At 70.6% G+C, this 23541-nt stretch carries 23 protein-coding genes; 8 read left to right on the plus strand and 15 right to left on the minus strand.

Annotated features, from left to right (window positions below; translation table 11 throughout):
• Window positions 1-96: 96 nt before the first annotated feature.
• Window positions 97-828, minus strand: a complete 732-nt coding sequence (gene rph, locus AB0I16_RS21500; RefSeq protein WP_363251059.1) for a ribonuclease PH — start codon at window positions 826-828, stop codon at window positions 97-99.
• Between the two features lie 364 nt (window positions 829-1192).
• Window positions 1193-1534, minus strand: coding sequence for a PTS glucose/sucrose transporter subunit IIB (locus AB0I16_RS21505; protein ID WP_363251060.1), 342 nt, complete (start codon window positions 1532-1534; stop codon window positions 1193-1195).
• Window positions 1535-1698: 164 nt separating this feature from the next.
• Between AB0I16_RS21505 and AB0I16_RS21510 the strand changes: the two genes are divergently transcribed.
• Both AB0I16_RS21510 and AB0I16_RS21515 read left to right on the plus strand, forming a co-directional pair.
• Window positions 1699-3012: a PTS transporter subunit EIIC gene (locus tag AB0I16_RS21510; protein WP_363251061.1), complete on the plus strand. Its 1314-nt coding sequence runs from the start codon at window positions 1699-1701 to the stop codon at window positions 3010-3012.
• A 282-nt stretch (window positions 3013-3294) separates the two neighbouring features.
• The gene (locus AB0I16_RS21515) at window positions 3295-4542 is read left to right on the plus strand and encodes a PTS transporter subunit EIIC (RefSeq protein ID WP_363251062.1); all 1248 of its coding nucleotides are present in this window, start codon (window positions 3295-3297) and stop codon (window positions 4540-4542) included.
• Between the two features lie 151 nt (window positions 4543-4693).
• On the opposite strand, the gene AB0I16_RS21520 is transcribed toward AB0I16_RS21515, so the two are convergent.
• The gene (locus AB0I16_RS21520) at window positions 4694-5446 is read right to left on the minus strand and encodes an MBL fold metallo-hydrolase (RefSeq protein WP_363251063.1); all 753 of its coding nucleotides are present in this window, start codon (window positions 5444-5446) and stop codon (window positions 4694-4696) included.
• A gap of 268 nt (window positions 5447-5714) precedes the next feature.
• On the opposite strand from AB0I16_RS21520, the gene AB0I16_RS21525 reads away from it, so the two are divergent.
• Window positions 5715-6176, plus strand: coding sequence for a type II toxin-antitoxin system PemK/MazF family toxin (locus AB0I16_RS21525; protein ID WP_363251064.1), 462 nt, complete (start codon window positions 5715-5717; stop codon window positions 6174-6176).
• A gap of 357 nt (window positions 6177-6533) precedes the next feature.
• Here the strand turns inward: AB0I16_RS21525 and AB0I16_RS21530 are convergent, their stop codons facing one another.
• The 7 genes from AB0I16_RS21530 to clpS form a co-directional block, all read right to left on the minus strand.
• A complete protein-coding gene (locus tag AB0I16_RS21530) occupies window positions 6534-7496 on the minus strand; it encodes a cysteine synthase (protein ID WP_363251065.1) in 963 nt (320 codons plus the stop codon).
• 12 nt (window positions 7497-7508) lie between these two features.
• On the minus strand, window positions 7509-7787 hold the full coding sequence (locus AB0I16_RS21535) for a MoaD/ThiS family protein (protein WP_363251066.1): 279 nt from the start codon (window positions 7785-7787) through the stop codon (window positions 7509-7511).
• A 160-nt stretch (window positions 7788-7947) separates the two neighbouring features.
• Window positions 7948-8052 carry a putative leader peptide gene (locus AB0I16_RS21540; RefSeq protein WP_363251067.1) on the minus strand — a complete coding sequence of 35 codons (105 nt, stop codon included), beginning with the start codon at window positions 8050-8052 and terminating at the stop codon, window positions 7948-7950.
• Window positions 8053-8162: 110 nt separating this feature from the next.
• On the minus strand, window positions 8163-8585 hold the full coding sequence (locus AB0I16_RS21545; protein ID WP_363251068.1) for a M67 family metallopeptidase: 423 nt from the start codon (window positions 8583-8585) through the stop codon (window positions 8163-8165).
• A 113-nt stretch (window positions 8586-8698) separates the two neighbouring features.
• The gene (locus AB0I16_RS21550) at window positions 8699-10195 is read right to left on the minus strand and encodes an amino acid permease (RefSeq protein WP_363251069.1); all 1497 of its coding nucleotides are present in this window, start codon (window positions 10193-10195) and stop codon (window positions 8699-8701) included.
• Between the two features lie 369 nt (window positions 10196-10564).
• Window positions 10565-11161 (minus strand): DUF2017 domain-containing protein, encoded by a 597-nt coding sequence (locus AB0I16_RS21555; RefSeq protein ID WP_363251070.1) that lies wholly within the window; start codon window positions 11159-11161, stop codon window positions 10565-10567.
• Between the two features lie 76 nt (window positions 11162-11237).
• Window positions 11238-11555, minus strand: a complete 318-nt coding sequence (clpS, locus tag AB0I16_RS21560; RefSeq protein ID WP_363251161.1) for an ATP-dependent Clp protease adapter ClpS — start codon at window positions 11553-11555, stop codon at window positions 11238-11240.
• A 131-nt stretch (window positions 11556-11686) separates the two neighbouring features.
• Between clpS and AB0I16_RS21565 the strand changes: the two genes are divergently transcribed.
• Together AB0I16_RS21565 and AB0I16_RS21570 are read left to right on the plus strand one after the other, a co-directional pair.
• Complete coding sequence (locus tag AB0I16_RS21565; RefSeq protein WP_363251071.1) at window positions 11687-13015, plus strand: nicotinate phosphoribosyltransferase; 1329 nt, start codon at window positions 11687-11689, stop codon at window positions 13013-13015.
• A 66-nt stretch (window positions 13016-13081) separates the two neighbouring features.
• On the plus strand, window positions 13082-13666 hold the full coding sequence (locus tag AB0I16_RS21570; RefSeq protein ID WP_363251072.1) for an isochorismatase family protein: 585 nt from the start codon (window positions 13082-13084) through the stop codon (window positions 13664-13666).
• 54 nt (window positions 13667-13720) lie between these two features.
• On the opposite strand, the gene AB0I16_RS21575 is transcribed toward AB0I16_RS21570, so the two are convergent.
• Window positions 13721-14050, minus strand: coding sequence for a hypothetical protein (locus AB0I16_RS21575; protein ID WP_363251073.1), 330 nt, complete (start codon window positions 14048-14050; stop codon window positions 13721-13723).
• A 111-nt stretch (window positions 14051-14161) separates the two neighbouring features.
• On the minus strand, window positions 14162-16582 hold the full coding sequence (locus AB0I16_RS21580) for an immune inhibitor A domain-containing protein (RefSeq protein WP_363251074.1): 2421 nt from the start codon (window positions 16580-16582) through the stop codon (window positions 14162-14164).
• Window positions 16583-17070: 488 nt separating this feature from the next.
• Between AB0I16_RS21580 and AB0I16_RS21585 the strand changes: the two genes are divergently transcribed.
• The gene (locus tag AB0I16_RS21585; protein WP_363251075.1) at window positions 17071-17352 is read left to right on the plus strand and encodes a hypothetical protein; all 282 of its coding nucleotides are present in this window, start codon (window positions 17071-17073) and stop codon (window positions 17350-17352) included.
• Window positions 17353-17394: 42 nt separating this feature from the next.
• Here AB0I16_RS21585 and AB0I16_RS21590 read toward each other — a convergent pair whose 3' ends face one another.
• Together AB0I16_RS21590 and AB0I16_RS21595 are read right to left on the minus strand one after the other, a co-directional pair.
• Window positions 17395-18093 carry an RDD family protein gene (locus tag AB0I16_RS21590; protein WP_363251076.1) on the minus strand — a complete coding sequence of 233 codons (699 nt, stop codon included), beginning with the start codon at window positions 18091-18093 and terminating at the stop codon, window positions 17395-17397.
• A 144-nt stretch (window positions 18094-18237) separates the two neighbouring features.
• A complete protein-coding gene (locus tag AB0I16_RS21595) occupies window positions 18238-19704 on the minus strand; it encodes an RDD family protein (RefSeq protein ID WP_363251077.1) in 1467 nt (488 codons plus the stop codon).
• Window positions 19705-19972: 268 nt separating this feature from the next.
• Between AB0I16_RS21595 and AB0I16_RS21600 the strand changes: the two genes are divergently transcribed.
• Window positions 19973-20449, plus strand: coding sequence for an SsgA family sporulation/cell division regulator (locus AB0I16_RS21600; RefSeq protein ID WP_363251078.1), 477 nt, complete (start codon window positions 19973-19975; stop codon window positions 20447-20449).
• A 37-nt stretch (window positions 20450-20486) separates the two neighbouring features.
• Here AB0I16_RS21600 and AB0I16_RS21605 read toward each other — a convergent pair whose 3' ends face one another.
• A complete protein-coding gene (locus AB0I16_RS21605; protein ID WP_363251079.1) occupies window positions 20487-21857 on the minus strand; it encodes an FAD-linked oxidase C-terminal domain-containing protein in 1371 nt (456 codons plus the stop codon).
• A gap of 97 nt (window positions 21858-21954) precedes the next feature.
• Between AB0I16_RS21605 and AB0I16_RS21610 the strand changes: the two genes are divergently transcribed.
• Window positions 21955-23406 carry a tetratricopeptide repeat protein gene (locus AB0I16_RS21610; protein ID WP_363251080.1) on the plus strand — a complete coding sequence of 484 codons (1452 nt, stop codon included), beginning with the start codon at window positions 21955-21957 and terminating at the stop codon, window positions 23404-23406.
• Window positions 23407-23541: the final 135 nt, after the last annotated feature.

Genomic DNA, 23541 nt, shown 5'->3' on the forward strand with positions numbered 1-23541 from the left:
CCGTGTGTGGTGTGGAGCCTAGACACCTCCACCACACCGGAGGTCTTCGCCATGATCAAGACCCAGCCCTGTTAACAACGCTCGTGATCAATACAGCTAGAGCGTGCCTTCGAGGGCCGCGCGCTGGTGGGCGGCGAGGTCGTCGCAGCCGGCGACGGCGAGGTCGAGGAGGGCGTTCAGTTCCTTGCGGTCGAAGGGCTCGGCCTCTGCGGTGCCCTGGACCTCGACGAAGCGGCCGTCGCCGGTGCAGACGACGTTCATGTCGGTGTCGGCGCGGACGTCTTCCTCGTAGCAGAGGTCGAGGAGCGGTTCGCCGCCGACGATGCCGACGGAGACGGCGCTGACGGTGCCGGTGAGGGGCTTGCGGCCGGGCTTGACGAGCTTCTTGCCCTGGGCCCAGGTGACGGCGTCGGCGAGGGCGACGTAGGCGCCGGTGATGGCGGCGGTGCGGGTGCCGCCGTCGGCCTGGAGGACGTCGCAGTCGAGGACGACGGTGTTCTCGCCGAGGGCCTTGTAGTCGATGACGGCGCGCAGGGACCTGCCGATGAGGCGGCTGATCTCGTGGGTGCGGCCGCCGATCTTGCCGCGGACGGCTTCGCGGTCGCCGCGGGTGTTGGTGGAGCGGGGCAGCATCGAGTACTCGGCGGTGACCCAGCCCTCGCCGCTGCCCTTGCGCCAGCGGGGGACGCCCTCGGTGACGGAGGCGGTGCAGAAGACCTTCGTGTCGCCGAAGGAGACGAGGACGGAGCCCTCGGCGTGCTTGCTCCAGCCGCGTTCGATGGTGATCGGGCGGAGTTGTTCGGGGGTGCGGCCGTCGATTCGAGACATGCGTTGAGCCTAGCCTTTCAGCGGTTCACGGGGTGCCGTCCGCCGTGGCTTCGCCCCTGGGCCCCGGGGTGCCCCGGCCGCTCTCCGTCTCCTCTTGCCGCCGTCCCTCGTTGCTGTCCCCGCTCGCGCTGCGCGCTCGTCCTCAATCGCCGGACCGGCTCCGTCTTCGCGCCACGCGCTCGTCCTCGCTCACGGACGGGCTCCATCCTCGCGCCGCGTCACACGTCCTCGCTCACCGGGACGGCTCCGGCTTCGCGCCCCGCGGTCGTGCTCGATCGTGGGAACCGCTTCGTTCTCGCGGGGTGCGAGAGGCCCCCGCCGCGGGGTGCGGTGGGGGCCTGTCGGGGGATGTGGGGTCAGGCCCTCACATCATGTCCTCGATGTCGGCGGCGATCGGGTCCGCGTCCGTGCCGATGACGACCTGGATCGCGGTGCCCATCTTGACGACGCCGTGGGCGCCGGCGGCCTTCAGGGCGGCGTCGTCGACCAGGTCGGCGTCCTTGACCTCGGTGCGGAGGCGGGTGATGCAGCCCTCGACCTCTTCGATGTTGTCGATGCCGCCGAGCCCGGCAACGATCTTCTCAGCCTTGGTGGCCATGGTGTTTCTCCCTGAGTTGCTTGTGGCGTGGTCCGGGGTTCGCCCGGGAGCGCAGCCAGAGGACGCGGCCTCGACGCACCGTAGGTCCGCCTCGTCACGGTAACGCACGGTTGGACCATCTTCGCGGGCGGTTGTGGCAGTCGTGCCCAATGATGACGGTCATGGTGTCGGCCCACTCCGGGGTCGGCACACCCACCGTTCCGTGACTGGTCTACACCAGTTTTCCACGGCCGCCAACGACCGCCAAACCTGGCCCGTCCGGGAGGACGCCGATGAGTTCCGACGCCGCCGCGGCGCCACGGAAGAAGTGGTGGAACGGCCTGTTCCAGGGCCTGCAGAAGATGGGCCGGAGTCTGCAGCTGCCCATCGCGGTCCTGCCGGCCGCCGGCATCCTCAACCGGCTCGGCCAGCCGGACGTCTTCGGCGACGACGGCCTGGGCTGGACGAACGTCGCCAAGGTCTTCGCGGCGGCGGGCGGTTCGCTCCTCGACTCCTCGCTCGGGCTGCCGCTGCTGTTCTGCATCGGCGTCGCGATCGGCATGGCGAAGAAGGCGGACGGCTCGACGGCGCTCGCGGCCGTCACCGGTTTCCTCGTCTACTTCGCGGTGCTCCGCGCCTTCCCCGACGACTGCCCCAAGGACACGACGTTCGGCGGCGCCGGAATGTGGGGCGGGGTCTGCGTCGCGGAGGACGGCACGGTCGCGCAGGCCGCGTACCAGAATCCGGGGGTGTTCGGCGGCATCGTGATGGGGCTGCTCGCCGCGTGGTTCTGGCAGCGCTTCCACCGCGTGAAGCTGGTGGACTGGCTCGGCTTCTTCAACGGCCGCCGCCTCGTGCCGATCATCATGGCCTTCGTCGGCCTGGTCTTCGCCGGGCTCTGCGTCTGGGTCTGGCCGCCGATCGGTGACGCGCTGACCAGCTTCTCCAAGTGGCTGGTGGACCTGGGGTGGCTGGGTTCGGGCATCTTCGGTGTCGCCAACCGCGCGCTGCTGACGGTCGGGCTGCACCAGTTCCTCAATACGTTCGTGTGGTTCCAGTTCGGGGACTACACGAAGCCGGACGGCACGGTCGTGCACGGTGACATCAACCGCTTCCTCGCGGGCGACCCGACGGCGGGGCAGTTCACCTCGGGCTTCTTCCCGATCATGATGTTCGCGCTGCCCGCCGCGGCCCTCGCGATCACGCACTGCGCGCGCCCTGAGCGGCGCAAGGTGGTCGGCGGCCTGATGCTCTCGGTGGGCCTGACGTCGTTCGTCACGGGGATCACCGAGCCGATCGAGTACTCGTTCCTCTTCATCGCCCCCCTCTTGTACGCGATCCACGCGGTGCTGACGGGCGTCTCGATGGCGGTGACGTGGGCGCTGGGCGTGAAGGACGGCTTCAGCTTCTCGGCGGGGCTGATCGACTACGTCATCAACTGGAGCCTGGCGACCAAACCCTGGTTGATCATCCCGATCGGGCTCTGCTTCGCGGTCGTCTACTACTTCCTCTTCCGGCTGGTCATCATCAAGTTCGACCTGCACACCCCGGGCCGGGAACCGGAAGAGGAGTCGGAGGCGGAGGACCGGGCGCAGACCAAGGCCTGAGCAGGCCCTCGGCCCCGTCCCTGCCCTGGCCATTCGGCCCGGCGTCCGACGGGGCGTGACAGCATGGGGCGGAGGCTCCCCGTCGTAAGCGGAAGGCCCTCGGACTTTAAGTCCGAGGGCCTTTGGCCTGGCATGTCGGGATATGGCCGACCCCACAGGAATCGCGGGTTCCTTACGTCACCTTCACCGTGCTACAACAGGTCTACACCAGTGAGTGGTGTAGACCACGGCGTGCTGTCCACCCCCAACTGTCCCCGACAGCGCCCGCACATGGAGGAAGTCATGAGTACGGCCACCGCCACGGCGGCGCCCGCGAAGAAGCGGGGCTCCGGCCTGTTCCAGGGCCTGCAGAAGGTGGGCCGCAGCCTGCAGCTGCCCATCGCCGTTTTGCCCGCCGCCGGCATCATGGTCAGGCTCGGGCAGGACGATGTCTTCGGCAAGGACGGCCTCGGCTGGGACAAGGTCGCCGCGGTCTTCAACAACGCCGGCGGCGCGATCACCGGCTCCCTGCCGATCCTCTTCTGCATCGGCGTCGCCATCGGCTTCGCCAAGAAGGCCGACGGCTCCACGGCGCTCGCCGCCGTCGTCGGCTTCCTCGTCTACAGCAAGGTGCTTGAGGCCTTCCCGGTCACCGAAGCGGTGGTCAAGAAGGGCGCGGACGATCCGGCGGTCTACAACAACCCCGGTGTCCTCGGCGGCATCATCATGGGTCTGCTCGCCGCGGTGCTGTGGCAGAAGTACCACCGCACCAAGCTGGTGGACTGGCTCGGCTTCTTCAACGGCCGCCGCCTCGTCCCGATCATCATGGCCTTCGTCGGCATCATCGTCGGCGTCTTCTTCGGCCTCGTCTGGGAGCCGATCGGCCACGGCATCGAGAACTTCGCCGAGTGGATGACCGGCCTCGGCGCCGGCGGCTCCGCGCTCTTCGGCGGCATCAACCGCGCGCTGATCCCGATCGGCATGCACCAGTTCGTCAACACCATCGCCTGGTTCCAGCTCGGTTCGTTCAACGACGGCGGCGAGATCGTCCACGGTGACATCGCCCGCTTCCTCGCCGGTGACCCGTCCGCCGGTATGTACATGTCGGGCTTCTTCCCGATCATGATGTTCGGCCTCCCGGCCGCCGCGATAGCCATCGCGCACTGCGCCCGCCCCGAGCGCCGCAAGGTCGTGATGGGCATGATGGTCTCGCTGGCGCTGACCTCGTTCGTCACCGGTGTGACGGAGCCGATCGAGTTCACCTTCATGTTCATCGCCCCGGTCCTGTACGTGCTGCACATCGTGCTCACGGCCGTCTCCATGGCGGTGACCTGGGCGCTCGGAGTGCACGCCGGCTTCAACTTCTCGGCCGGCTTCATCGACTACGCGCTCAACTGGAGTCTGGCGACCAAGCCCTGGCTGATCATCCCGATCGGCCTGGTCTTCGCGGCGCTGTACTACTTCGTCTTCCGGTTCGCGATCCTCAAGTTCAACCTCACCACCCCGGGCCGCGAGCCCGAGGAGGAGATCGAGGACCTCACGAAGGCGTAGCCCGCGCCGCGTCACGTCGCACCGCATGGGGAAGGCCCCGGAACCGGCTCGGTTCCGGGGCCTTCCCCATGCGTCGCATTACGTCGTATTGCGTCGTGATGCGTCGTGATGCGTCGTGTCGGGCGCCGTACCACTCCCGTACGGGAACGGATCAAACCTCGTACGTCGCGCCCGGCGCCGCGAGGGCCACCGGCCCCCCGTACGCCGCTCGGGCGTCGGCCAGGTTGACCTGGGGGTCCGTCCACGGGGGGATGTGGGTGAGTACGAGGCGGCCCGCGCCGGCGCGCCGCGCGCATTCGCCCGCTTCGCGGCCGTTCAGGTGGAGGTCGGGGATGTTCTCCTTGCCGTCGGTGAACGCCGCCTCGCACAGGAACAGATCCGTGCCGGTGGCCAGGTCGTCCAGGACGCCGCAGGTGCCGGTGTCCCCGGAGTACGTGAGGGACCTGCCGTCGTGCTCGACGCGGATGGCGTACGCCTCCACGGGGTGCCGCACCTTCTCGGTGCGGACCGAGAACGGGCCGATGTCGAACGAGGCGGGCTTGACCGTGTGGAAGTCGAAGACCTCGCTCATCGAGGAGGCGGAGGGCGTGTCGGCGTACGCGGTGGTGAGCCTCTGCTCGGTGCCCTCGGGGCCGTAGACCGGGATGGGGGCGCAGCGGCCGCCCTCGTGCCGGTAGTAGCGGGCCACGAAGTACGCGCACATGTCGATGCAGTGATCGGCGTGCAGATGGCTCAGGAAGATCGCGTCGAGGTCGTAGAGACCGATGTGGCGTTGCAGCTCGCCGAGGGCGCCGTTGCCCATGTCGAGCAGCAACCGGAAGCCGTCGGCCTCGACGAGGTAGCTCGAACAGGCCGAGTCCGCGGACGGAAACGACCCCGAGCAGCCGACGACGGTGAGCTTCATGAAGCTGGGACCTCCGCGCTGGCGTGGACTGACAAGGGGAGCTGGGGGGTGTGCGGTCCGTCGAGCGTAAGGCGCAAAAGCCCTGGTCGCTCCTCCGCCGTGGGCCGTTGTGGGCGAACTCACCTGCGGTGTCACCGGTTCGGGGGGCGTGTGGACGCAGTGGGGCGGCGTGAAGCGTGTGGTTCGGGGTGATGCCGCTCGTACGGGTGTCCCCGCAGGTGACCGGGGGGGCGGGCGGTACGTGGGGAGCGCCGGTACCGTCGGTGCCATGGACACGTCTTGGTGGCTCGCGCTGGCGGCCGTGGTGGTGCTCGCCGTGATCGCCACGGTGGTGGACGGCTGGGGGCGCGGCGCGCGGAAGCGGAGTGCCGGGCCGTCGGGTCCTTCCCGGCCGCCGCGGGGTCCGCGGGGACGGCTGCCCGCGCCGCGGCCCGCGGAGATCTGGTGGGCGCTGGTGCCCTACGAGGACGGTCCCGGCGCGAAGGACCGCCCTTGTCTGGTGCTCTCGGTCCGCGGCAAGCGGGCCCGCGTCGCGAAGATCACCAGCCGGTACCACGAGGAGCGGGCCGGGGTGATCCCGCTGCCGCCGGGTTCGGTGGGCGACGCGCAGGGCCGCGAGAGCTTCCTGGAGACCGACGAACTGCGGGACGTACCGCTGTGGGACTTCCGCCGCAGGGCCGGAACGGTGGACCCGGCACTGTGGGACCAGGTCAAGTACCTGGCCAGATAACACAGCACCGACCGACCCCGAGCCCCTCGGCCCGCCCGACGCCCACGCCGACACCGGACGGAGCCGCAAGTCTCAGCCCGCCCGGCATGCACGACAACACCGGACGGAGCCGCGAGTTTCAGCCCGTCCGGCGTTTGAGGACGAACCGGCGGAGCCGGTGATGCGACCGCCGGTCAGCACCGGCACCGGAAGCGCCGGACGAGACCGAGACGCCTCCCCCCGCCCGACGCTCACGACAACGCCGGACCGAGCCGAAGATTTCAGCCCGTCCGGCGTTTGAGGACGAACCGGCGGAGCCGGTGATGCGACCGCCGGTCAGCACCGGCGCCGGAAGCGCACCACCGTCCCCCCGGGCGGTCAAGCCCAGAGCTGGCCCTGCAGCGTCTCGATGGCCGCCTCGGTCGTCGGCGCGGTGTAGACGCCGGTCGAGAGGTACTTCCAGCCGCCGTCGGCGACGACGAAGACGATGTCCGCCGTCTCCCCCGCCTTGACCGCCTTCCGCCCGACGCCGATCGCGGCGTGCAGCGCCGCGCCCGTGGAGACGCCCGCGAAGATGCCCTCCTCCTGGAGGAGTTCACGGGTGCGGGTGACCGCGTCGGCCGAGCCGACGGAGAACCGGGTGGTGAGGACGGAGGCGTCGTACAGCTCGGGGACGAAGCCCTCGTCGAGGTTGCGCAGGCCGTAGACGAGGTCGTCGTAGCGCGGCTCGGCTGCGACGATCTTGATGTCGGGGTTCTGCTCGCGGAGGTACCTGCCGACGCCCATGAGGGTGCCGGTGGTGCCGAGGCCCGCGACGAAGTGCGTGACGGAGGGGAGGTCGGCGAAGATCTCCGGGCCCGTCGTCGTGTAGTGGGCGCCCGCGTTGTCCGGGTTGCCGTACTGGTAGAGCATCACCCAGTCCGGGTGCTCGGCCGACAGCTCCTTGGCCACGCGGACCGCGGTGTTGGAGCCGCCCGCCGCGGGGGACGAGATGATCTCGGCGCCCCACATGGCGAGCAGGTCGCGCCGCTCCTGGGAGGTGTTCTCCGGCATGACGCACACGATGCGGTAGCCCTTGAGCTTGGCCGCCATGGCGAGCGAGATGCCGGTGTTGCCGGAGGTCGGCTCCAGGATCGTGCAGCCGGGCGTCAACCGGCCGTCCTTCTCGGCCTGTTCGACCATGTGCAGGGCCGGCCGGTCCTTGATGGAGCCGGTCGGGTTGCGGTCCTCCAGCTTGGCCCAGATGCGGACGTCGTCGGACAGGTGGAGCTCCGCGAGCCGCGGCAGGCGTACGAGCGGCGTGTTGCCGACCGCGGCGAGCGGGGAGTCGTATCGAGGCATCCCTGATCGGGCCTAGACCATGCCGCCGGCGACGGCCGGCAGGATCGTGACGCTGTCGCCGTCGGAGAGCTTCGTGGAGATGCCGTCGAGGAAGCGGACGTCCTCGTCGTTGAGGTACACGTTCACGAAGCGCCGGAGCGCGCCGTCGTCGACGATGCGCGCGGCGATGCCCTCGTGCCGCGAGTCGAGGTCGGTGAGGAGCTCGGCGAGGGTGTCACCGCTGCCCTGCACGGCCTTCTGGCCGTCGGTGTAGGTGCGGAGGATGGTCGGGATGCGGACCTCGATGGCCATGCTGAGGGCTCCTGTCGGGAGTCGAGAAGCGGGAAGTCGAAAAGCGTGAAGCCGTGAAGCGTGAAGTTCGGGTGGCGGGCGTGCGCGTGCGGCGCTTGGCGCGGTGGCACGCGGGGTGCGGGCGCGCGGGGCGCGGCCCTCGGCCGTGCGGCGGAACGGTTCAGCGGGAACAGATCGCGCTGGCGAGGCGGCACAGGTCGACGTGCAGCCGCGCCACGAGCAGCAGGGCGCTCGGCGTCTCTTCGCTCACGTCATGGGGAACCATGCGGTCATCGTATCGATTCCCGGTCCGGGTACTGGAATGTGATCTCGCATCGCGGACGGTCCGTGTTCAGCATGCGGGCGCGCGCCGCCCGGAGGGGCCGTACGGCGGGCTCAGTACGCCTCGACCACCCGCACCTCTTCCTCGGTGACCTCGCCGTCCACGATGCGGTACGAGCGGAACTGGAAGGGGCCGGCGTCGTCGGTGTCCGCGGTGGAGACGAGGACGTAGTGGGCGCCCGGCTCGTTGGCGTACGTGATGTCGGTGCGGGAGGGGTACGCCTCGGTCGCGGTGTGCGAGTGGTAGACGATCACCGGCTCCTCGTCCCGGTCGTCCATCTCGCGGTACAGCTTGAGCAGGTCGCCCGAGTCGAACTCGTAGAACGTGGGCGAGCGTGCCGCGTTCAGCATCGGGATGAACCGTTCGGGTCGGCCGGTGCCCGCGGGACCCGCGACCACGCCGCACGCCTCGTCGGGGTGGTCCTGGCGCGCGTGCGCGACGATCTGGTCGTGGAGGGCCTGGGTGATGGTCAGCATGGGAGCCAGGATAAGCAGAGGGCCCGAACCGTACCGGAGTGTGGTACGGCCGGGCCCACATGCTGGACATCAGCCTCTGTGACCAGGTCAGTCACGACCATGCCGGCCGGGGGTCAGTCCTTGCTGACGGGACCGTCGGCGGAGGAGGCGGCCACGCCGGTCTTGCGCTTGTTGAACGCGGCGGCCTGCGGGTTGCGCTTCTTGAGGACCAGGTAGGAGACACCGAGGATCGCGCCCCAGAACGGGGCGGCGTACAGCGAGATCCGCGCGTCCTTGTCGACGCCCATCATCACGATGACCATGCCGATGAACAGCAGCGCGAACCAGCTGGTGTACGGGGCTCCGGGCGCCTTGAAGGTGGACTGCGGCAGCTCGCCGCGGTCGGCCTTGCGGCGGTAGCGGATCTGGCAGGCCAGGATCATGATCCAGGCCCACATGCCGGAGATGGTCGCGAAGGAGACGACGTAGTTGAACGCCTCACCCGGCCACTGGTAGTTGATCCAGACGCCGACCATCATGAACGCGGCGGACGCCGTGGTGCCGACGAGCGGCAGCCCGTTCTTCGTGAGCTTGGTGAAGAACTTCGGGCCCTGGCCGTTGAGCGCCAGGTCGCGCAGCATGCGGCCGGTGGAGTACATGCCGGAGTTGCAGGAGGAGAGCGCGGCGGTGAGGACCACGAAGTTCACGATCGCGGCGCCGACGCCGAGGCCCATCTTCTCGAAGGCGGCGACGAACGGCGAGACGCCGGGCTGGAAGTGCGTCCACGGGACGACCGACAGGATCATGATCAGCGCGCCGACGTAGAAGACGGCGATGCGCCACGGCACGGTGTTGATGGCCTTGGGCAGGACGGTCTTCGGGTCCTTGGACTCGCCCGCGGTGACGCCGACCAGCTCGACGGCGAGGAAGGCGAACATCACGATCTGGAGCGTCATCAGCGTGGAGCCGATGCCGTTCGGGAAGAAGCCGCCCTGGTTCCACAGGTGGGCCACGGTCGCGGTGTCACCGGCGTCGGAGAAGCCGATGGTGAGGATGCCGATGCAGATCAGGATCATGCCGATGATGGCGGTGACCTTGACCATCGAGAACCAGAACTCCAGCTCGCCGAAGAGCTTCACGGAGATGAGGTTCGCGCCGTACAGGATGACGGTGAAGATGAGCGCGTACGCCCATTGCGGAACGGAGCCGTGGGTCCAGTACTGCATGTACTGGGCCGCGGCGGTGACTTCCGTGATGCCGGTGACGACCCAGAAGAGCCAGTACGTCCAGCCGGTCACGAATCCGAAGAACGGGCCCATGAACTCGCGCGCGTACTCCGAGAAGGAGCCCGAGACGGGGCGGTACATGAGGAGCTCGCCGAGCGCCCGCATGATGAAGAAGATGACGAGGCCCGCGATGGCGTACGCCAGGATGAGGCTGGGGCCGGCCTTGTGGATGGCCTTGCCCGCGCCGAGGAAGAGGCCGGTGCCGATGGCACCGCCGATGGCGATCATCTGGATCTGCCGGGCCCCCAGACCGCGCTGGTAACCCTCGCCCTCGCCGGAAGCTCCCTGCACGACACCATTGCCGCCGTGCTCGTCGTGGTGCTCTTCGACCTGCACTGAGGTCATGGTGACGCCTTTCTCCATGCTGATCCGCGCCGCTTCCTGCGGTGTGCCGCGGATCAGGTCCTGATCCCCCCGGATATGGATGGAGTGCTACCGACGGTCTGCCGGCCCGAGCGCCCTCGACGACATGGGTGGCGTCGCCGAGCGGTCGTGAAGATTTATCACGGTGGCAACAGTGAGGGAATGAGCCACCTGTGGCACAGCCCACAAGGAAAAGCGGACAAACGCCACATAAGCCCGCGAAAGCGGGCAATGACGTGACGCGATCGTTATGCGGATTTGAGCATCCGCTGAGCGAACGGTCCGCCGCGTGAACGGAAGCTGTCCACTACAACAACTTTTGCTGCATTCTGCACCGAACTCGCGTCGGGACTAGTTCATCAACGTCCCGACCAGCGTCTCCTGCAATCCGCCCAGCCAGAGGTACGCCATCACCATCGGCTTGCGGGGGTCGGAGTCCGGCAGCCGGTACAGCAGCTCGGCGTCGTCCTCGTCGGCGACTTCCAGCCGCGTACCGATCGCGAGCCGGAGGTCATTGAGCGCGCCAAGCCAGTGCCGGGACTCCTCGACCGTCAGTTTCAGGACAGTTTCGCCCTCGCCCTCCGACATCGCCGCGTCGAGCGAACGGATCACCACGAGGGCGTCGTCGCGCTTCTTCGCCCGCAGGTCGTTCTCCGTGAAACGGCGGAACTCGGACGAATAGGCGCGCAGCTCATCCTCGTCCGCGGCCTCGCTGCCGGGCCCCCCGTACGCGTCGGGCAGCAGGCGCCGCATCACCGGATCGGCGGGCGGCTCGCTCGGACCCTCCGCGAACAGCTCGGCGAGGGGGTCGTCCGACGGCTCGCCGCCGGGCCCGGGGCCGATCAGCTCCAGGAGCTGCACGGCGAGGGAGCGGATGATCGAGATCTCGACCTCGTCAAGCGCGACGGCCGCGCCGCCCCCGGGGATCGGTTCGAAGTGTCCTGGCATCAGATGCGTCGCTGCTTCCGGTCCGTCCGCCGCCGACGGGTCCGCCCGTCCGCGGTCCTCCCCGCCCTCGCGGCCCTCACTTGCGGTCCTGCTGGAGCGTGGCCCACAGGCCGTATCCGTGCATGGCCTGCACGTCGCGCTCCATCTCCTCGCGCGTGCCGCTGGAGACCACCGCCCGGCCCTTGTGGTGCACGTCCATCATCAACTTGTCGGCCTTGTCCTTCGAGTACCCGAAGTACGTCTGGAAGACGTACGACACGTAGCTCATCAGGTTGACCGGGTCGTTGTGGACGAGCGTGATCCAGGGAACGTCCGGCTCGGGGACGATCCGCGCCTCTTCGTCCGATTCCGGACGGGTGATCTCCGCGGGCATGGCGCTGCTGGCGAAGCCCATCGTCGGAGGGGCGGTGGCGGGAGACGGGCAGGGCGTACTCACCTGCCCCATGCTGCCACCCCCGGGGGCCCCTCGCACAAACGGGCCCGGGAAATCGTCAAAGTGACGAGATGCGGGGTAGCATCGCTCGTATGAACACAGCGGACCTAGGGCTGCCGGTGGATGTTCCGTCGACCGCGCTCTTCACGGACCAGTACGAGCTGACGATGCTGCAGGCCGCGCTGAAGGCCGGCACGGGCGACCGGCGCTCGGTCTTCGAGGTCTTCACCCGCAGACTCCCGGAGGGACGGCGCTACGGCGTGGTGGCCGGAACCGGACGGGTGCTCGACGCCGTCGAGAACTTCCGCTTCGACGCCGGTGTGCTCGGCTTCCTGCGCGAGCGGGACATCGTCGACGAGACGACGCTGGCCTGGCTCGCCGGCTACCGCTTCACCGGCGACATCTGGGGCTACCCCGAGGGCGAGGTCTACTTCCCCGGCTCGCCGATCCTGCGGGTCGAGGGGTCCTTCGCGGAGTGCGTGCTCCTGGAGACCGTGATCCTCTCCATCCTCAACCACGACTCGGCGATCGCGGCCGCCGCCTCGCGGATGTCCTCGGCCGCCGGCGACCGCCCGCTGATCGAGATGGGCGCCCGCCGCACCCACGAGCTGGCCGCCGTCGCCGCCTCCCGCGCCGCCTACGTCGGCGGCTTCGCGACCACCTCCGACCTGGCCGCCGGGTTCCGCTACGGCATCCCGACCGTCGGCACGAGCGCCCACGCCTTCACCCTGCTGCACGACAACGAACGCGACGCCTTCCGCGCCCAGGTCGACTCGCTCGGCCGCGGCACCACCCTGCTCGTGGACACCTACGACGTGACCGAGGCCGTCCGGATGGCCGTCGAGGTCGCGGGGCCCGAGCTGGGCGCCGTGCGCATCGACTCCGGGGACCTGCTCCTCGTCGCCCACCGGGTGCGCCAGCAGCTCGACGACCTCGGGGCGACGGAGACGAAGATCGTCGTGACGTCCGACCTCGACGAGTACGCCATCGCCTCGCTCGCGGCGGCGCCCGTGGACGCGTACGGCGTCGGCACGCAGCTCGTCACGGGCTCCGGGCACCCCACGGCCTCGATGGTCTACAAGCTGGTGGCCCGCGCCCACTCGGCGGAGCCCGGCGCCCCGCTCGAACCCGTGGCGAAGAAGTCGCTGGGCGCCAAGAGCTCCATGGGTGGCCGGAAGTGGGCCGCGCGGCGCGAGGACGCGTACGGAGTGGCCGAGGCCGAGGTGATCGGCACCGGAGCCGTGCCGGCCGCGCTCGCCGGGCACCAGCTCCAGGTCGAGCTGGTCAAGGGCGGCGAGGTGCTCGCCCGTGAGCCGCTGGACGCGGTCCGCGACCGGCACACCGCCGCGCGCGCCCGGCTGCCCCTCTCGGCGACGCAGCTCTCGCGGGGCGAGGCGGTCATTCCCACCGAGTACGTCTGAGCCCCCCTTCCCGCGGGGCACACGCACTCTCTACGCTCGTAGTCACTCCAGCAGAAGGAATCCGCCATGCGCCGCGCACTGATCGTCGTAGACGTACAGAACGACTTCTGTGAGGGCGGCAGCCTCGCGGTCGCCGGTGGCGCCGACGTGGCCGCCGCCATCACCGAGCTGATCGGGCAGGCCCCGGCCTGCTACCGGCACGTGGTGGCCACCCGGGACCACCACATCGACCCGGGTGCGCACTTCTCCGACCACCCGGACTACGTCGACTCCTGGCCGCCGCACTGCGTGGCCGGTACGGAGGGGGTCGGCTTCCACCCGAACTTCGCCCCCGCCGTCGCCTCCGGCGCCATCGACGCCGTCTTCGACAAGGGGGCGCACTCCGCCGCCTACAGCGGCTTCGAGGGCGTCGACGAGAACGGCGTCTCCCTCGCGGAGTGGCTGCGGGCCCGGGAGATCACCGAGGTGGACGTGGTGGGCGTGGCCACGGACCACTGCGTGCGCGCCACGGCTGTGGACGCGGCCCGGGAGGGGTTCACGACGACCGTCCTCCTTGACCTGACCGCGGGGGTCACCCCGGCGACCACGGAAGCGGCCCTTGCCGAGCTGCGCGCCGCCGGGGTCGAGCTGACCGGGAAGCCGGTCGTCTGACCGCCTCGGGGCTCCGCCCCGGACCCCGCTCCTCAAACGCCGGAGGGGCTGATTTCATACCCCCGTCGGGCTGCCCAGGCCCTGCTGTCTCTTCAGCGCCCGCACCGGGTGCCACAGCTCCCGAACGTCGTCCGGGGCCGTGCGCCATATGAGGCCGTCCGGGTGGTGCAGGACCGCCGTGACCTCGTCGGGGGTCGGGGGCGCCGCGTTGCCCCGGAGGTAGACCGCCCGCAGGCCGAGGTTGCGGACCCGGGTCAGGGCCCTCGCGCGGTTGGCGGCGTGGACGATCACCCGGACCGTGCCGCCGCGCGGGGCCGGGCCCGGCAGGGTCAGCGCCACCACCACGCTGCCGTTCGGCAGCTTGCAGAAACCTCCTGCGGACATCCTCGGTCACACCCCTGTCAATAAGAGAACCACACGACGCACCTAAACACGATCGGCCGCCGCCCGCTAGAGGGCGACGGCCGATCATGGCTTGACCTGCGGAAACTCTAATTACTTCGTGGAGGGGCCCACCTGGACCGTGATCGTCGAGCCGTCCTTCGGCTGCTCAAGGATCTTGATCTGCGTGTTGGTGTCAGTGACCTTGACACTTCCGGTGGGGTTCTCCTTGTACCAGTAGGTGCCCTTGTGGTCGTCGAAGACCGAGACGCCCTTGCGCTTCAGGAGCTTCAGCGGCACGTCCGCGTTGTGGAGCGTGAACGAGTCGGTGCTGTACTTGCTGAACGGCGCGTCGTACGGCTGGATCTTGTTGCGGAGGAGCGTGCCGTCCTTCCACTTCATCGGCTTGGCGTGGGCGTCCACCGGAAGGATCAGACCCTGGCCCGGGTGGGCGCTGGTGTTGTTGTCCTTCTGCGAGGTGTCCCACTGCCAGATCATCAGGCCGGTCTGGTACGGGTAGTGCTCGACCCAGTCCGGACGGGTCTGCGAGAAGCCGAAGTTGTACGGGCCGACCTCAAGGGTCTTGTCGTACGACACGTACTGGCGGTTCTCGGCCAGGTAGTACTGGTCGTACTTCTTGGTGAAGGACTCGCCGATGCGCGAGAAGCCCTTCGCCGTCCAGCCGTTGTCGTCGCCCTCGGCGCCGTCCTCGAAGAGCTTCGTGCCGTCCGCGGTGACCGCGAGGGCGTCGGCCGCGAAGCCCTTGCCGCCCGCGCCGCCGTCCGTGGAGTAGCGGAAGCGGATGTCGATCTTCTTGCCCGCGTAGGCGTCGAGCGGGAAGACCAGCTTCTTGTACGCGCCGGAGACACCGGTCAGCGCGGGCTTGTCGCCGGCGTCGCGGGTGATCGGCTTGCCGTCGGCGGTGCCGTCCACCGGCGTCCAGTTGGCGCCGTTGTCCGTCGAGACCTCGGTGTAGAGGTAGTCGTAGTTGGCCTCGATGTCCCACCAGCCGCTCAGCGACAGCTCGGCCTTGGCCTTGCCGGTGAGGTCGACGGAGCGGGTCAGGGTGTTCTTGAGGTCGTCGCCCTGGTCGCTCCACCACTGCTTCGAGCCCTCGGCGGGCTTCACGACGGTGGTCTTGACGGACTTCTTCGGCAGGTCGACGACGAGCGCCTGGCGGTGCCGGGTGTTGTACTCGGAGACGCCCAGCTTGTGCTCGGACTCCGTCGCGGCCTTCGCCTTGGCGTAGTCGAGCCAGCCCAGCTGGAACTTGTCCCAGGCGGTCATGTCGCCCGGCATGTCACCGATGGCGTTCTTGCCGGTGCCGAGCCAGGAGCCGGCCGACATCAGCGACCAGAAGCCGACCGAGTTCTCGCCCTTGCCCGAGGTGTCGTACAGGTCGGGCAGGCCGAGGTCGTGGCCGTACTCGTGGGCGAAGACGCCGAGGCCGCCGTTCTCCGGCTGCATCGTGTAGTCGCCGACCCAGATGCCGGTGTCGGCGATCTGCGTGCCGCCGGCCTTGTTGTTGCCGGGGCCGGTCTTGCCCGCGTCGTTGCCGTAGGCGTACCAGCGGTGCGCCCACAGGGCGTTCTCGCCCTCGGCGCCGCCGCCGGCCGACTCGTCCTCGCCCGCGTGGACGATCTGGAAGTGGTCGATGTAGCCGTCGGGCTCGTTGAAGTCGCCGTCGTTGTCGAAGTCGTAGCGGTCCCAGAGGTCGTACTTGGCCAGGTCCGCCTTGATCTGCGCGTCCGTACGGCCCCGGGCCTTCTGGTCCTTGGCCCAGGCGGTCACGCCGTCCTTGACCGCGTCCCAGACGTTCGCGCAGTTGGTGTCGCCGCAGTAGTTCGAGCCGTAGCGGGCCTCGTTGTAGTCGACCTTGACCCAGTCGGAGACCTCGCCGTCGACCGAGTAGCGGCCGGAGGAGGTCTTCTCGTAGTAGGTCTTCAGCGAGTGCTTCTGCTTGCCCTTGCTGTCCTTGCCCTCACCGAAGTACAGGTCCTGGAAGTGCTTCCGGTTGTAGTCCTTCTGCCAGGCCGTGCTGTTGTCCTTCTTCGGGTCCGGCTTGGCTATCGTGTTGTGCAGCGGACCGGGCTTGCCGCCGTACTTCTTGACCGGCGCCTGCGGGCCCTCGGGGCCGTCCGGGTCATACATGGTCGTGTCGTCGACCTTGTCCCCGAACTCGACGAGGATCGTGAAGATCTTGTCGGTCTTCTCGCGGCCCAGCTCGACGTACTTCTTGTCGTCGAGCTTGACGACCTTCGAGGCGCCCTTCTTCTGCACCTTGGCGTCGCCCGCGACGACCTGCTGGAGGGCCGCCTTGCGCTGCTGGGCCTGCTGCTTGCTGAACGGGCCGTCGAGGTCGTGGTCGACGTGCGCCTTCGCGTCCGCCGGATCGCGGCGGTCGACGGCGGGCGCGCCGGAGGGGCTCCCGTCCCCCGGCGCAGCGGTGGCCGTGCTCGCCGAGTAGGTGGCGGCGGCAGCGGCCACCGCCACAGCCACCGCCGTGGCTCTGAACGTCCGTGTTCTCGTTGTCACTTGATCTGGTTCCTCCCCACGCGCCCGCGCGATTGGCGGACCGAAATCCCGGTCGGAGGAGGTCCGCGCGCGATGTACGCGTCACAAGTGACGACATTCGACCGGAAGTACGGGAGAAAAGACAGACCTTGACTTGAACAGGCCAAGTGCACTATGCAGGCCCGCGCATCCGGTATCCGGACAGGACACGCCCCTTACGCGCGAGGTCGACGGGCGCGTCGGCCCGTCCACCTGGTGGACGCCATGAACCCGTGCGCCCCCCATGCTCCGGCACCGTGGGTTAGGTCACGCTTACCGCCCGTTCCCGTCGGGCATGGAGCGTCATAGAGTCAATCGACGGTGCGTTACCGCGCGCGGCGGCACATCCCAAGTCGCCACCGTTGAGCCCCCTTTGATTCATACACAGCCGTACCCACACCCACCTTCCCCCCATGGTCACAAACCTGGGGGGAACCCTGCCGAGGACGGATCACGTCATGCCTCGTCCCATGCCACGTCCGACCACCGCACAGATCGCCTACGGTTCGCTGACCGTCGTCTTCTCCACCCTCGCCATGCTGCTGCTCTCCCGGACCGAATCGGGCCCCGGTGTCGCGGTGATAGCCGTGGCCGCGCTCGGCCTCGGCCTGCTGGTGGCGATGACGGTCCCGCAGCCCCGGCCCGCGGTGCCCGCCGTGCGCGCCGTGCCCGCGGCGTCGCCCGCCGAGCGGCGCACGCCCGCGCAGCGTGCCGTGCTCGCCGAGTCCGTGCGCGAACCGGCGGGCCCGTAGTCCACGAGCCCGCCGACGAAGGGCGCCACCGCATGAGCGGAGCTACGTACTGACCACCACCGTCTTCGCCGCCTTGTCGTGCAGGCCCTGCTTGTAGGGCTTGTCGAAGAAGCTCCAGCCGCCGCAGATCGCCGTCCAGACGCAGGCGCAGCAGAAGGCGAACGGCAGCCAGAGCACCGCTGACCTGGCCAGCGTCGTCTGCATGCTCGGCGTGGCGCCGTCGTTGAGGTTCGCGACGCGCATCCCGAGCCACTTCTTGCCGAGCGTCTGCCCGGTCCTGGAGATCATGTAGGTGTCGTAGGCGATGTAGAGCACGGCGGCCAGCAGCGACTGGCCGAACGAGCGGCCCGTGTTCACCTCGTCCGGGTCGATGTCGTACTCGGACGTGCCGAACGCCCAGGACAGCAGGCCCACGACGATGCCCACCAGGATCATGTCGATGATGCGGGCGAGCACACGCTTTCCGCTGTCGGCCAGGGGCGGCATCCCGGCGAGGGGGTCCTGGCCGCCGTAGCCTCCCGGCCCTCCACCGTAGGGCCCACCGTCCCCCGGCCCCGGAGGCGTACCCCCGTAAGGCGCGCCGCCGCCCGGTGGCGGCGTGTCGTACGGGGAGCCGCCGCCGGAGGGTGGCGGGGTGTCGTACGGGGAGCCGCCGCCGGGCGGGGGTTGGCGCGGCGGCTGTTTCCTGAACGGGTCGCTGTCGTCGCCCGGTGGCGGGTAGCGCGGCGGTTCGGTGCTCATGGCCCGAGTCGACCGCTTCGGCTCCCGCTCCGCATCCGGCGAGCGGCTGACCGGGTTACCCGACGTTCCGCGTACGGCCCGGCCGCGATCGGCGTACCCCGTCCACGCACGGACGGCGCGGGGCCGTGGCCGCCGCCTCCCGGGTCAGCCCGCCACGAACGTTCCTGCCGCCTTGTCGTGCCAGCACTGCCGCCACGGGCGGTCGAACAGGCACCACAGGACACCCACGACGCCGATGACCAGGACGCCCGGCACGCTGTACACCAGCCAGCGCCGCAGCGCCGCCCGGAAGGCCGGCGCCTCGTGCTCCTCGATGTCCCGCACCTCGATCCCGCACACCTTCTTGCCCAGGGTGCGGCCCCACTTGGCGGTGGGCAGCGCCTCGTACACGACGCCGAAGAGCAGCAGTACGGCGAGGACGATGCCGAGGTGGCCCGCGGTGGTGCCGTCGAGCAGCCAGACCGTGGTCTTCTCCCCCGACAGCTTCGCCGCGTCGATCTTGCCGTCGATGTGGTCCGCCGCGTCGGCGCCGAGCGGCAGCGCCGCCGCTCCGGTGACCGCGGCGAGGACGGCGGTGTCGATGAGCCGCGCCGCGAAGCGCCTGCCGAGCCCGGCGGGCCTGGCCGCGGCCTGGGCCCGCGCCGCCGCGAGGAACGGGTCCTCGGTCACCGGCTTCCACGGCAGGACCGGCTGTGCCTCGCCCGGCGCGGCAGCTCCCGAACCGGCGAGCTGGTGCACCTGCTGCGCCCAGGAGGCCGAGCCGCCGCCGGGCCCGGAGGTGACGGGCGCCGGGGCGCCGCCCTGCTGGGGTACGTGCGGCTGCGGGGCGACGGGGGCCGGCTGCGGGGCCGCCGCCTGGGGCGGTACGGAGGTCTGCGGGGCGACGGGAGCCGGTTGCGCGGCCTGCTGCTGCGGCGGCGCCGGCCGTGGCGGCGACGGCTGCGCGCCCCGCTGTCCCGAGCCGTCGCGGACGGCGCGGATCGCCATGGTGCCCTCGGCGCCCGGCGCGGGGGCGGGCGTGGCCCCGGCGGCCGGCCGTGCCGTTCCCGACGGGCGGCGGAACGTCACTGTGCCCTCGCCGGTGGGCGGCTTCGCGGCCTCGCCCGGCTCGGCGCCGGCCCCCGGAGCGCTCTCGTCCTCGCGGGGCCCCGGCTGCCCGGCGGGCTCCGGGATCTTCGGCGTCTCGGCGCGCGGCGCGGTCCCGCTCGGCACGCGCGGGTCGGGCTGCCCCTGCGCGCCCCACGCGACGCGGCGCTCCTGCTCGGTGCCGAGGCCGTCCTGCCGGGTGGCGTCGGCCTGCCAGGCGGACGCGGGCTCGGGCCGCGCGCCGTGCCGGACGGCCTCGGGGTCCTGTCCCGCGGGCCGTTCGGCGGGGGCCGCCGCGGGCTCCTCGTCGAAGAAGTGCGGGCCCGTCTCCTCGACGGGGGGCGCCACCGTGGCCGTCGCGCCGGGCGGGACCGGCAGGGGTTCGCCGTCGGACGGCGCGGGACGGCTCGTACCGGGCACCCAGGCGGCACCGTTCCAGTACCGGACATAGCCGGGAATGGACGGGTCGGGGTAGTAGCCTTCGCGGGGCCTGTCGTCGCCTGGGGCCGGAGTAGGGGCGCTCATGTCCGTCGTCCCGTATCTGCTCGGGGGTCTGTTGAGAGGTCCACATCTATCAGACCTCCGTATCCCCACGGGCGGCTCCGGTCCTACGGACCACTTTCCGGGCACGCTCCCCACACGGCCCCCACGGGCCCCGCACCCCCGCGCCGCCACCTCTCCACGCCCGTCCGGAGAAAAATCCGCGTACTCGCGTAACGCTTCGGCGATCCGGCGCTCTCCACTCGTACGGGTCCGCTCCAGGACCCCGTACCAGGAAAGGAAGCGCACCGACATGCACTCCGTGGTGGAACGCGAACTCGAACTCAAACTGGTCGTCTCGCCGGAGCGGGCCGTGCCCGTACCCGCCCGGCTGACCTACCGCACCGACGACCCCTGCGCCGTCCACATCGCCTTCCACATCGGCTCCGAGCGCCCGGTGCACTGGACGTTCGCCCGTGAACTGCTCGTGGAGGGCGTGTTCAGGGCGAGCGGCCAGGGTGACGTGCGGGTCTGGCCGGCGAAGGCGGACGGGCGCGGTGTCGTCATGATGGCGCTGACCTCGCCGGACGGCGACGCCCTCCTGGAGGCCCCGGCGGCCGCCGTCTCCGCCTGGCTGGAGCGCACCCTGCGGGTGGTCCCCCCGGGCTCTGAGGGCGAGCGGCTCGGCATCGACGGCGGCCTCGCCGAGCTGCTCGCTCCCACTTCGGGCCGCGCGGAGGAGCTGTGGCCGCGGGAGCAGTGGCCCTGGGACGGGTCCACGGACGGGTGAGCGGGCCCCGCCGCCACGGGGGCGGCGGGCGCCTTCCTCAGAAGAGCTTGCCGGGGTTGAGGAGCGAGTGGGGGTCGAAGGCCGCCTTGACGGCGCGCTGCATCTCCACTCCCACCGGGCCGATCTCGCGCGCCAGCCACTCCTTCTTCAGCACTCCGACGCCGTGCTCACCGGTGATCGTGCCGCCGAGTTCCAGGCCGAGGGCCATGATCTCGTCGAAGGACTCGCGGGCGCGCCTGCCCTCGTCGGGGTCGGCGGCGTCGAAGCAGACGGTGGGGTGGGTGTTTCCGTCGCCCGCGTGTGCGCAGACGCCGATGGTCAGGCCGTACTTCTCGCCGATGCGTTCGACCCCGTCGAGCATCTCGGCGAGCTTCGAGCGCGGCACGCACACGTCGTCGATCATCGTGGTGCCCTTGACGGCTTCGAGCGCCGTGAGCGACAGCCGCCGCGCCTGGAGAAGCAGTTCCGACTCGGCGGCGTCCTCCGCGGGGACCACCTGGGTGGCGCCCGCGGCCTCGCAGAGCGCGCCGACGGCGGCGAGGTCGGCCGCGGGGTCGGGGGTGTCGAAGGCGGCGAGCAGGAGCGCCTCGGTGGTCTCGGGCAGGCCCATGTGGGCCAGGGCGTTCACGGCCTTGACGGTCGTACGGTCCATCAGTTCGAGCAGGGAGGGCACGTGGCCGCCCTCCATGATCTTGCAGATGGCGTCGCAGGCCGCCTTGGTCGAGCCGAACTCGGCGGCGAGGACCAGCTGTTGCGGCGGCTGCGGCTTCAGGGCGAGGACGGCGCGGACGACGATGCCGAGGCTGCCCTCGGAGCCGACGAAGAGGCGCGTGAGGTCGTAGCCGGCGACGCCCTTGGCGGTGCGCCGTCCGGTGCTCATGAGGCGTCCGTCGGCGAGGACGACGTCGAGCCCGAGGACGTACTCGGCCGTGACCCCGTACTTGACGCAGCACAGGCCGCCGGACGCGGTGCCGATGTTCCCGCCGATGGTGCACGTCTCCCAGCTGGAGGGGTCCGGCGGGTAGTACAGGCCGTGCTCGGCGACGGCGCGGGAGAGCGTGGCGTTGACGACGCCCGGCTCGACCACCGCGGTCCGGTCGACGGGGCTGATCTCCAGGATGCGGTCCATCTTGACGAGGGACAGCACGATGCACCCGTCCGAGGCGTTGGCGGCGCCGGACAGGCCCGTGCGGGCGCCCTGGGGCACGACGGGGACGCGCAGCTCGGTGGCGGTGCGCATGACGTGCTGCACCTGTTCGACGGTGCGCGGCAGGACCACGGCGGCGGGGACGCCCGCCTCGCAGAAGCTCGCCATGTCGTGGGAGTACGCGGACGTGACGTCCGGGTCCGTGAGGACGGCCTCGGCGGGCAGGCCCTCCTGGAGGAGTGCGACGAGGTTGCGGCTCATGATCACAGCCTCGCACCCGGGGCCATCGGTGTGAACCCGTGTGCGACGCCGATCCGCGTGCCGGGATGTGCTCTTCGTATTGACGCACAGTGACGTCATGAAGCTCTCGATGAAGCATGTGCTCGCGGCCTCCGTCGCGGGGAGCCTCGTGCTCGGCGGCGTCCTGGTGCTCTCCTCGTCCGGCGACGACGATCCGGTCCGGCCCGCGCTCGGCCCCTCGGGGCGCGCGATGGCGGCCGTCGGGGCGGGCAGGCCCGCCGCGCTGCCGGATCTGACGGCGCTGATCCGGGAGCGCGAGGCGCATCTGCGGGCGCATCCCGGTGACGGGCACTCCTGGGCGGTGCTCGGCTCGGCCTATGTGGCACGGGGTGAGCGGACCGCCGACTTCCGGTACTACCCGCGGGCCGAGAAGGCGCTGCGGACCTCGCTTCAGGCCATGCCCGAGCGCAATCCGGAGGCGCTGACGGGCCTCGCCGCGCTCGCCAACGTCCGGCACGACTTCCGTGCCGCGCGCACCTTCGCCGAGCGGGCGGCGCGGCAGGCGCCGAAGCGGTGGACGGTGTATCCGGCGCTGATCGACGCCCACAGCGGCCTCGGGGACGTCAAGGCCGCCGACAAGGCCCTGGAGAAGCTGAAGGCCCTGGGTCCGCGCTCCGCCGTCAAGGCACGCGCCGGATGGTTCTACCGCGACCGCGGCTGGCGCGAGGACGCGAACTCCGCCCTCTCCACGGCCATGGCGCTCGCCGCCACCCCGGCGGAGCGGGCGGCGGCCTCGTACCGCCTCGGGCAGACGGCGTGGGAGCGGGGCGAGCCGCGGGTGGCCCTGCGGTACTACAAGGCCGCGCTCGCCGCCGACGCCGACCACCATCCCTCGCTCGCGGGCGAGGGGCGCGCGCTCGCGGCGCTCGGCCGTACCTCGCAGGCGCTGCGCGCCTACCGCTCGGCGCTCGCCAGGCAGCCGCTGCCGGAGTACGCCCTGGAGCTGGGTGAGCTGTACCAGTCGCTGAAGCTGCGGCCCGCGGCGCGGGCGCAGTACGCCGACCTGCGGGAGCGGGTGCGGCAGACGAGCAAGGGCGGCGTCAACGACCAGCGCGTCCTCGGCCTCTACGAGGCGGACCACGGGGACGCGGAGATCGCGGTGCAGCGGCTCACGGCGGAGTACGCGGTGCACCCCAACCCGGAGACGGCGGACGCGCTCGGCTGGGCGCTGCACCGCTCCGGGGACAGCGAGGCGGGCCTGAAGTACGTCACCAAGGCGATCAAGAAGGGCCCGCGCAGCGCTCTCTTCGCCTACCACCGGGGCGAGATCGAGCGGGAGCTCGGCGAGGACGGGGCGGCCCGCCGCCATCTCCGCGAGGCGCTGCTGATCAACCCCTACTTCTCGCCGCTGGCCGCGCCCGCCGCGAGGAGCGCCCTGAAGAGCCTCGGCGAGCCGGCGGAGGGCGGGCCCGAGCAGGTCTACGCCCCGCCCGGTGAGAAGCCCGCCCCGCTGCCGAAGCCGAAGCCCGAGCCGTCGAAGCGCCGGGCGGCCTCGGACGACTCCGCCTGACGCGGGGCCTCGCCGCCGGGCCGGTGTCAGGTGGCGGGCGGACCCCACGGGGCTTGGAGTGCGGCGCGCCGGCTCGGAGACCGTGGTGCCCTCGTCGTCGAGCACGGCGAAGAGCTGTTCCTGCCCGACCACCGG

This window comes from Streptomyces sp. NPDC050703 (assembly GCF_040654435.1).
Taxonomy (GTDB): domain Bacteria; phylum Actinomycetota; class Actinomycetes; order Streptomycetales; family Streptomycetaceae; genus Streptomyces.

Coding starts and splice junctions, on each gene's coding strand:
- AB0I16_RS21520 (WP_363251063.1), bottom strand. CDS start 5,446: ATGAAGCTCACCGTCGTCGGCTGCTCGGGGTCGTTTCCGTCCGCGGAC.
- AB0I16_RS21550 (WP_363251069.1), bottom strand. CDS start 10,195: ATGACCTCAGTGCAGGTCGAAGAGCACCACGACGAGCACGGCGGCAAT.
- AB0I16_RS21530 (WP_363251065.1), bottom strand. CDS start 7,496: ATGCCTCGATACGACTCCCCGCTCGCCGCGGTCGGCAACACGCCGCTC.
- AB0I16_RS21515 (WP_363251062.1), top strand. CDS start 3,295: ATGAGTACGGCCACCGCCACGGCGGCGCCCGCGAAGAAGCGGGGCTCC.
- AB0I16_RS21570 (WP_363251072.1), top strand. CDS start 13,082: ATGCGCCGCGCACTGATCGTCGTAGACGTACAGAACGACTTCTGTGAG.
- AB0I16_RS21535 (WP_363251066.1), bottom strand. CDS start 7,787: ATGGCCATCGAGGTCCGCATCCCGACCATCCTCCGCACCTACACCGAC.
- AB0I16_RS21565 (WP_363251071.1), top strand. CDS start 11,687: ATGAACACAGCGGACCTAGGGCTGCCGGTGGATGTTCCGTCGACCGCG.
- AB0I16_RS21555 (WP_363251070.1), bottom strand. CDS start 11,161: ATGCCAGGACACTTCGAACCGATCCCCGGGGGCGGCGCGGCCGTCGCG.
- clpS (WP_363251161.1), bottom strand. CDS start 11,555: ATGGGCTTCGCCAGCAGCGCCATGCCCGCGGAGATCACCCGTCCGGAA.
- AB0I16_RS21510 (WP_363251061.1), top strand. CDS start 1,699: ATGAGTTCCGACGCCGCCGCGGCGCCACGGAAGAAGTGGTGGAACGGC.
- AB0I16_RS21595 (WP_363251077.1), bottom strand. CDS start 19,704: ATGAGCGCCCCTACTCCGGCCCCAGGCGACGACAGGCCCCGCGAAGGC.
- AB0I16_RS21590 (WP_363251076.1), bottom strand. CDS start 18,093: ATGAGCACCGAACCGCCGCGCTACCCGCCACCGGGCGACGACAGCGAC.
- AB0I16_RS21610 (WP_363251080.1), top strand. CDS start 21,955: ATGAAGCTCTCGATGAAGCATGTGCTCGCGGCCTCCGTCGCGGGGAGC.
- AB0I16_RS21605 (WP_363251079.1), bottom strand. CDS start 21,857: ATGAGCCGCAACCTCGTCGCACTCCTCCAGGAGGGCCTGCCCGCCGAG.
- AB0I16_RS21540 (WP_363251067.1), bottom strand. CDS start 8,052: ATGGTTCCCCATGACGTGAGCGAAGAGACGCCGAGCGCCCTGCTGCTC.
- AB0I16_RS21585 (WP_363251075.1), top strand. CDS start 17,071: ATGCCACGTCCGACCACCGCACAGATCGCCTACGGTTCGCTGACCGTC.
- AB0I16_RS21545 (WP_363251068.1), bottom strand. CDS start 8,585: ATGCTGACCATCACCCAGGCCCTCCACGACCAGATCGTCGCGCACGCG.
- rph (WP_363251059.1), bottom strand. CDS start 828: ATGTCTCGAATCGACGGCCGCACCCCCGAACAACTCCGCCCGATCACC.
- AB0I16_RS21575 (WP_363251073.1), bottom strand. CDS start 14,050: ATGTCCGCAGGAGGTTTCTGCAAGCTGCCGAACGGCAGCGTGGTGGTG.
- AB0I16_RS21600 (WP_363251078.1), top strand. CDS start 19,973: ATGCACTCCGTGGTGGAACGCGAACTCGAACTCAAACTGGTCGTCTCG.
- AB0I16_RS21525 (WP_363251064.1), top strand. CDS start 5,715: ATGGACACGTCTTGGTGGCTCGCGCTGGCGGCCGTGGTGGTGCTCGCC.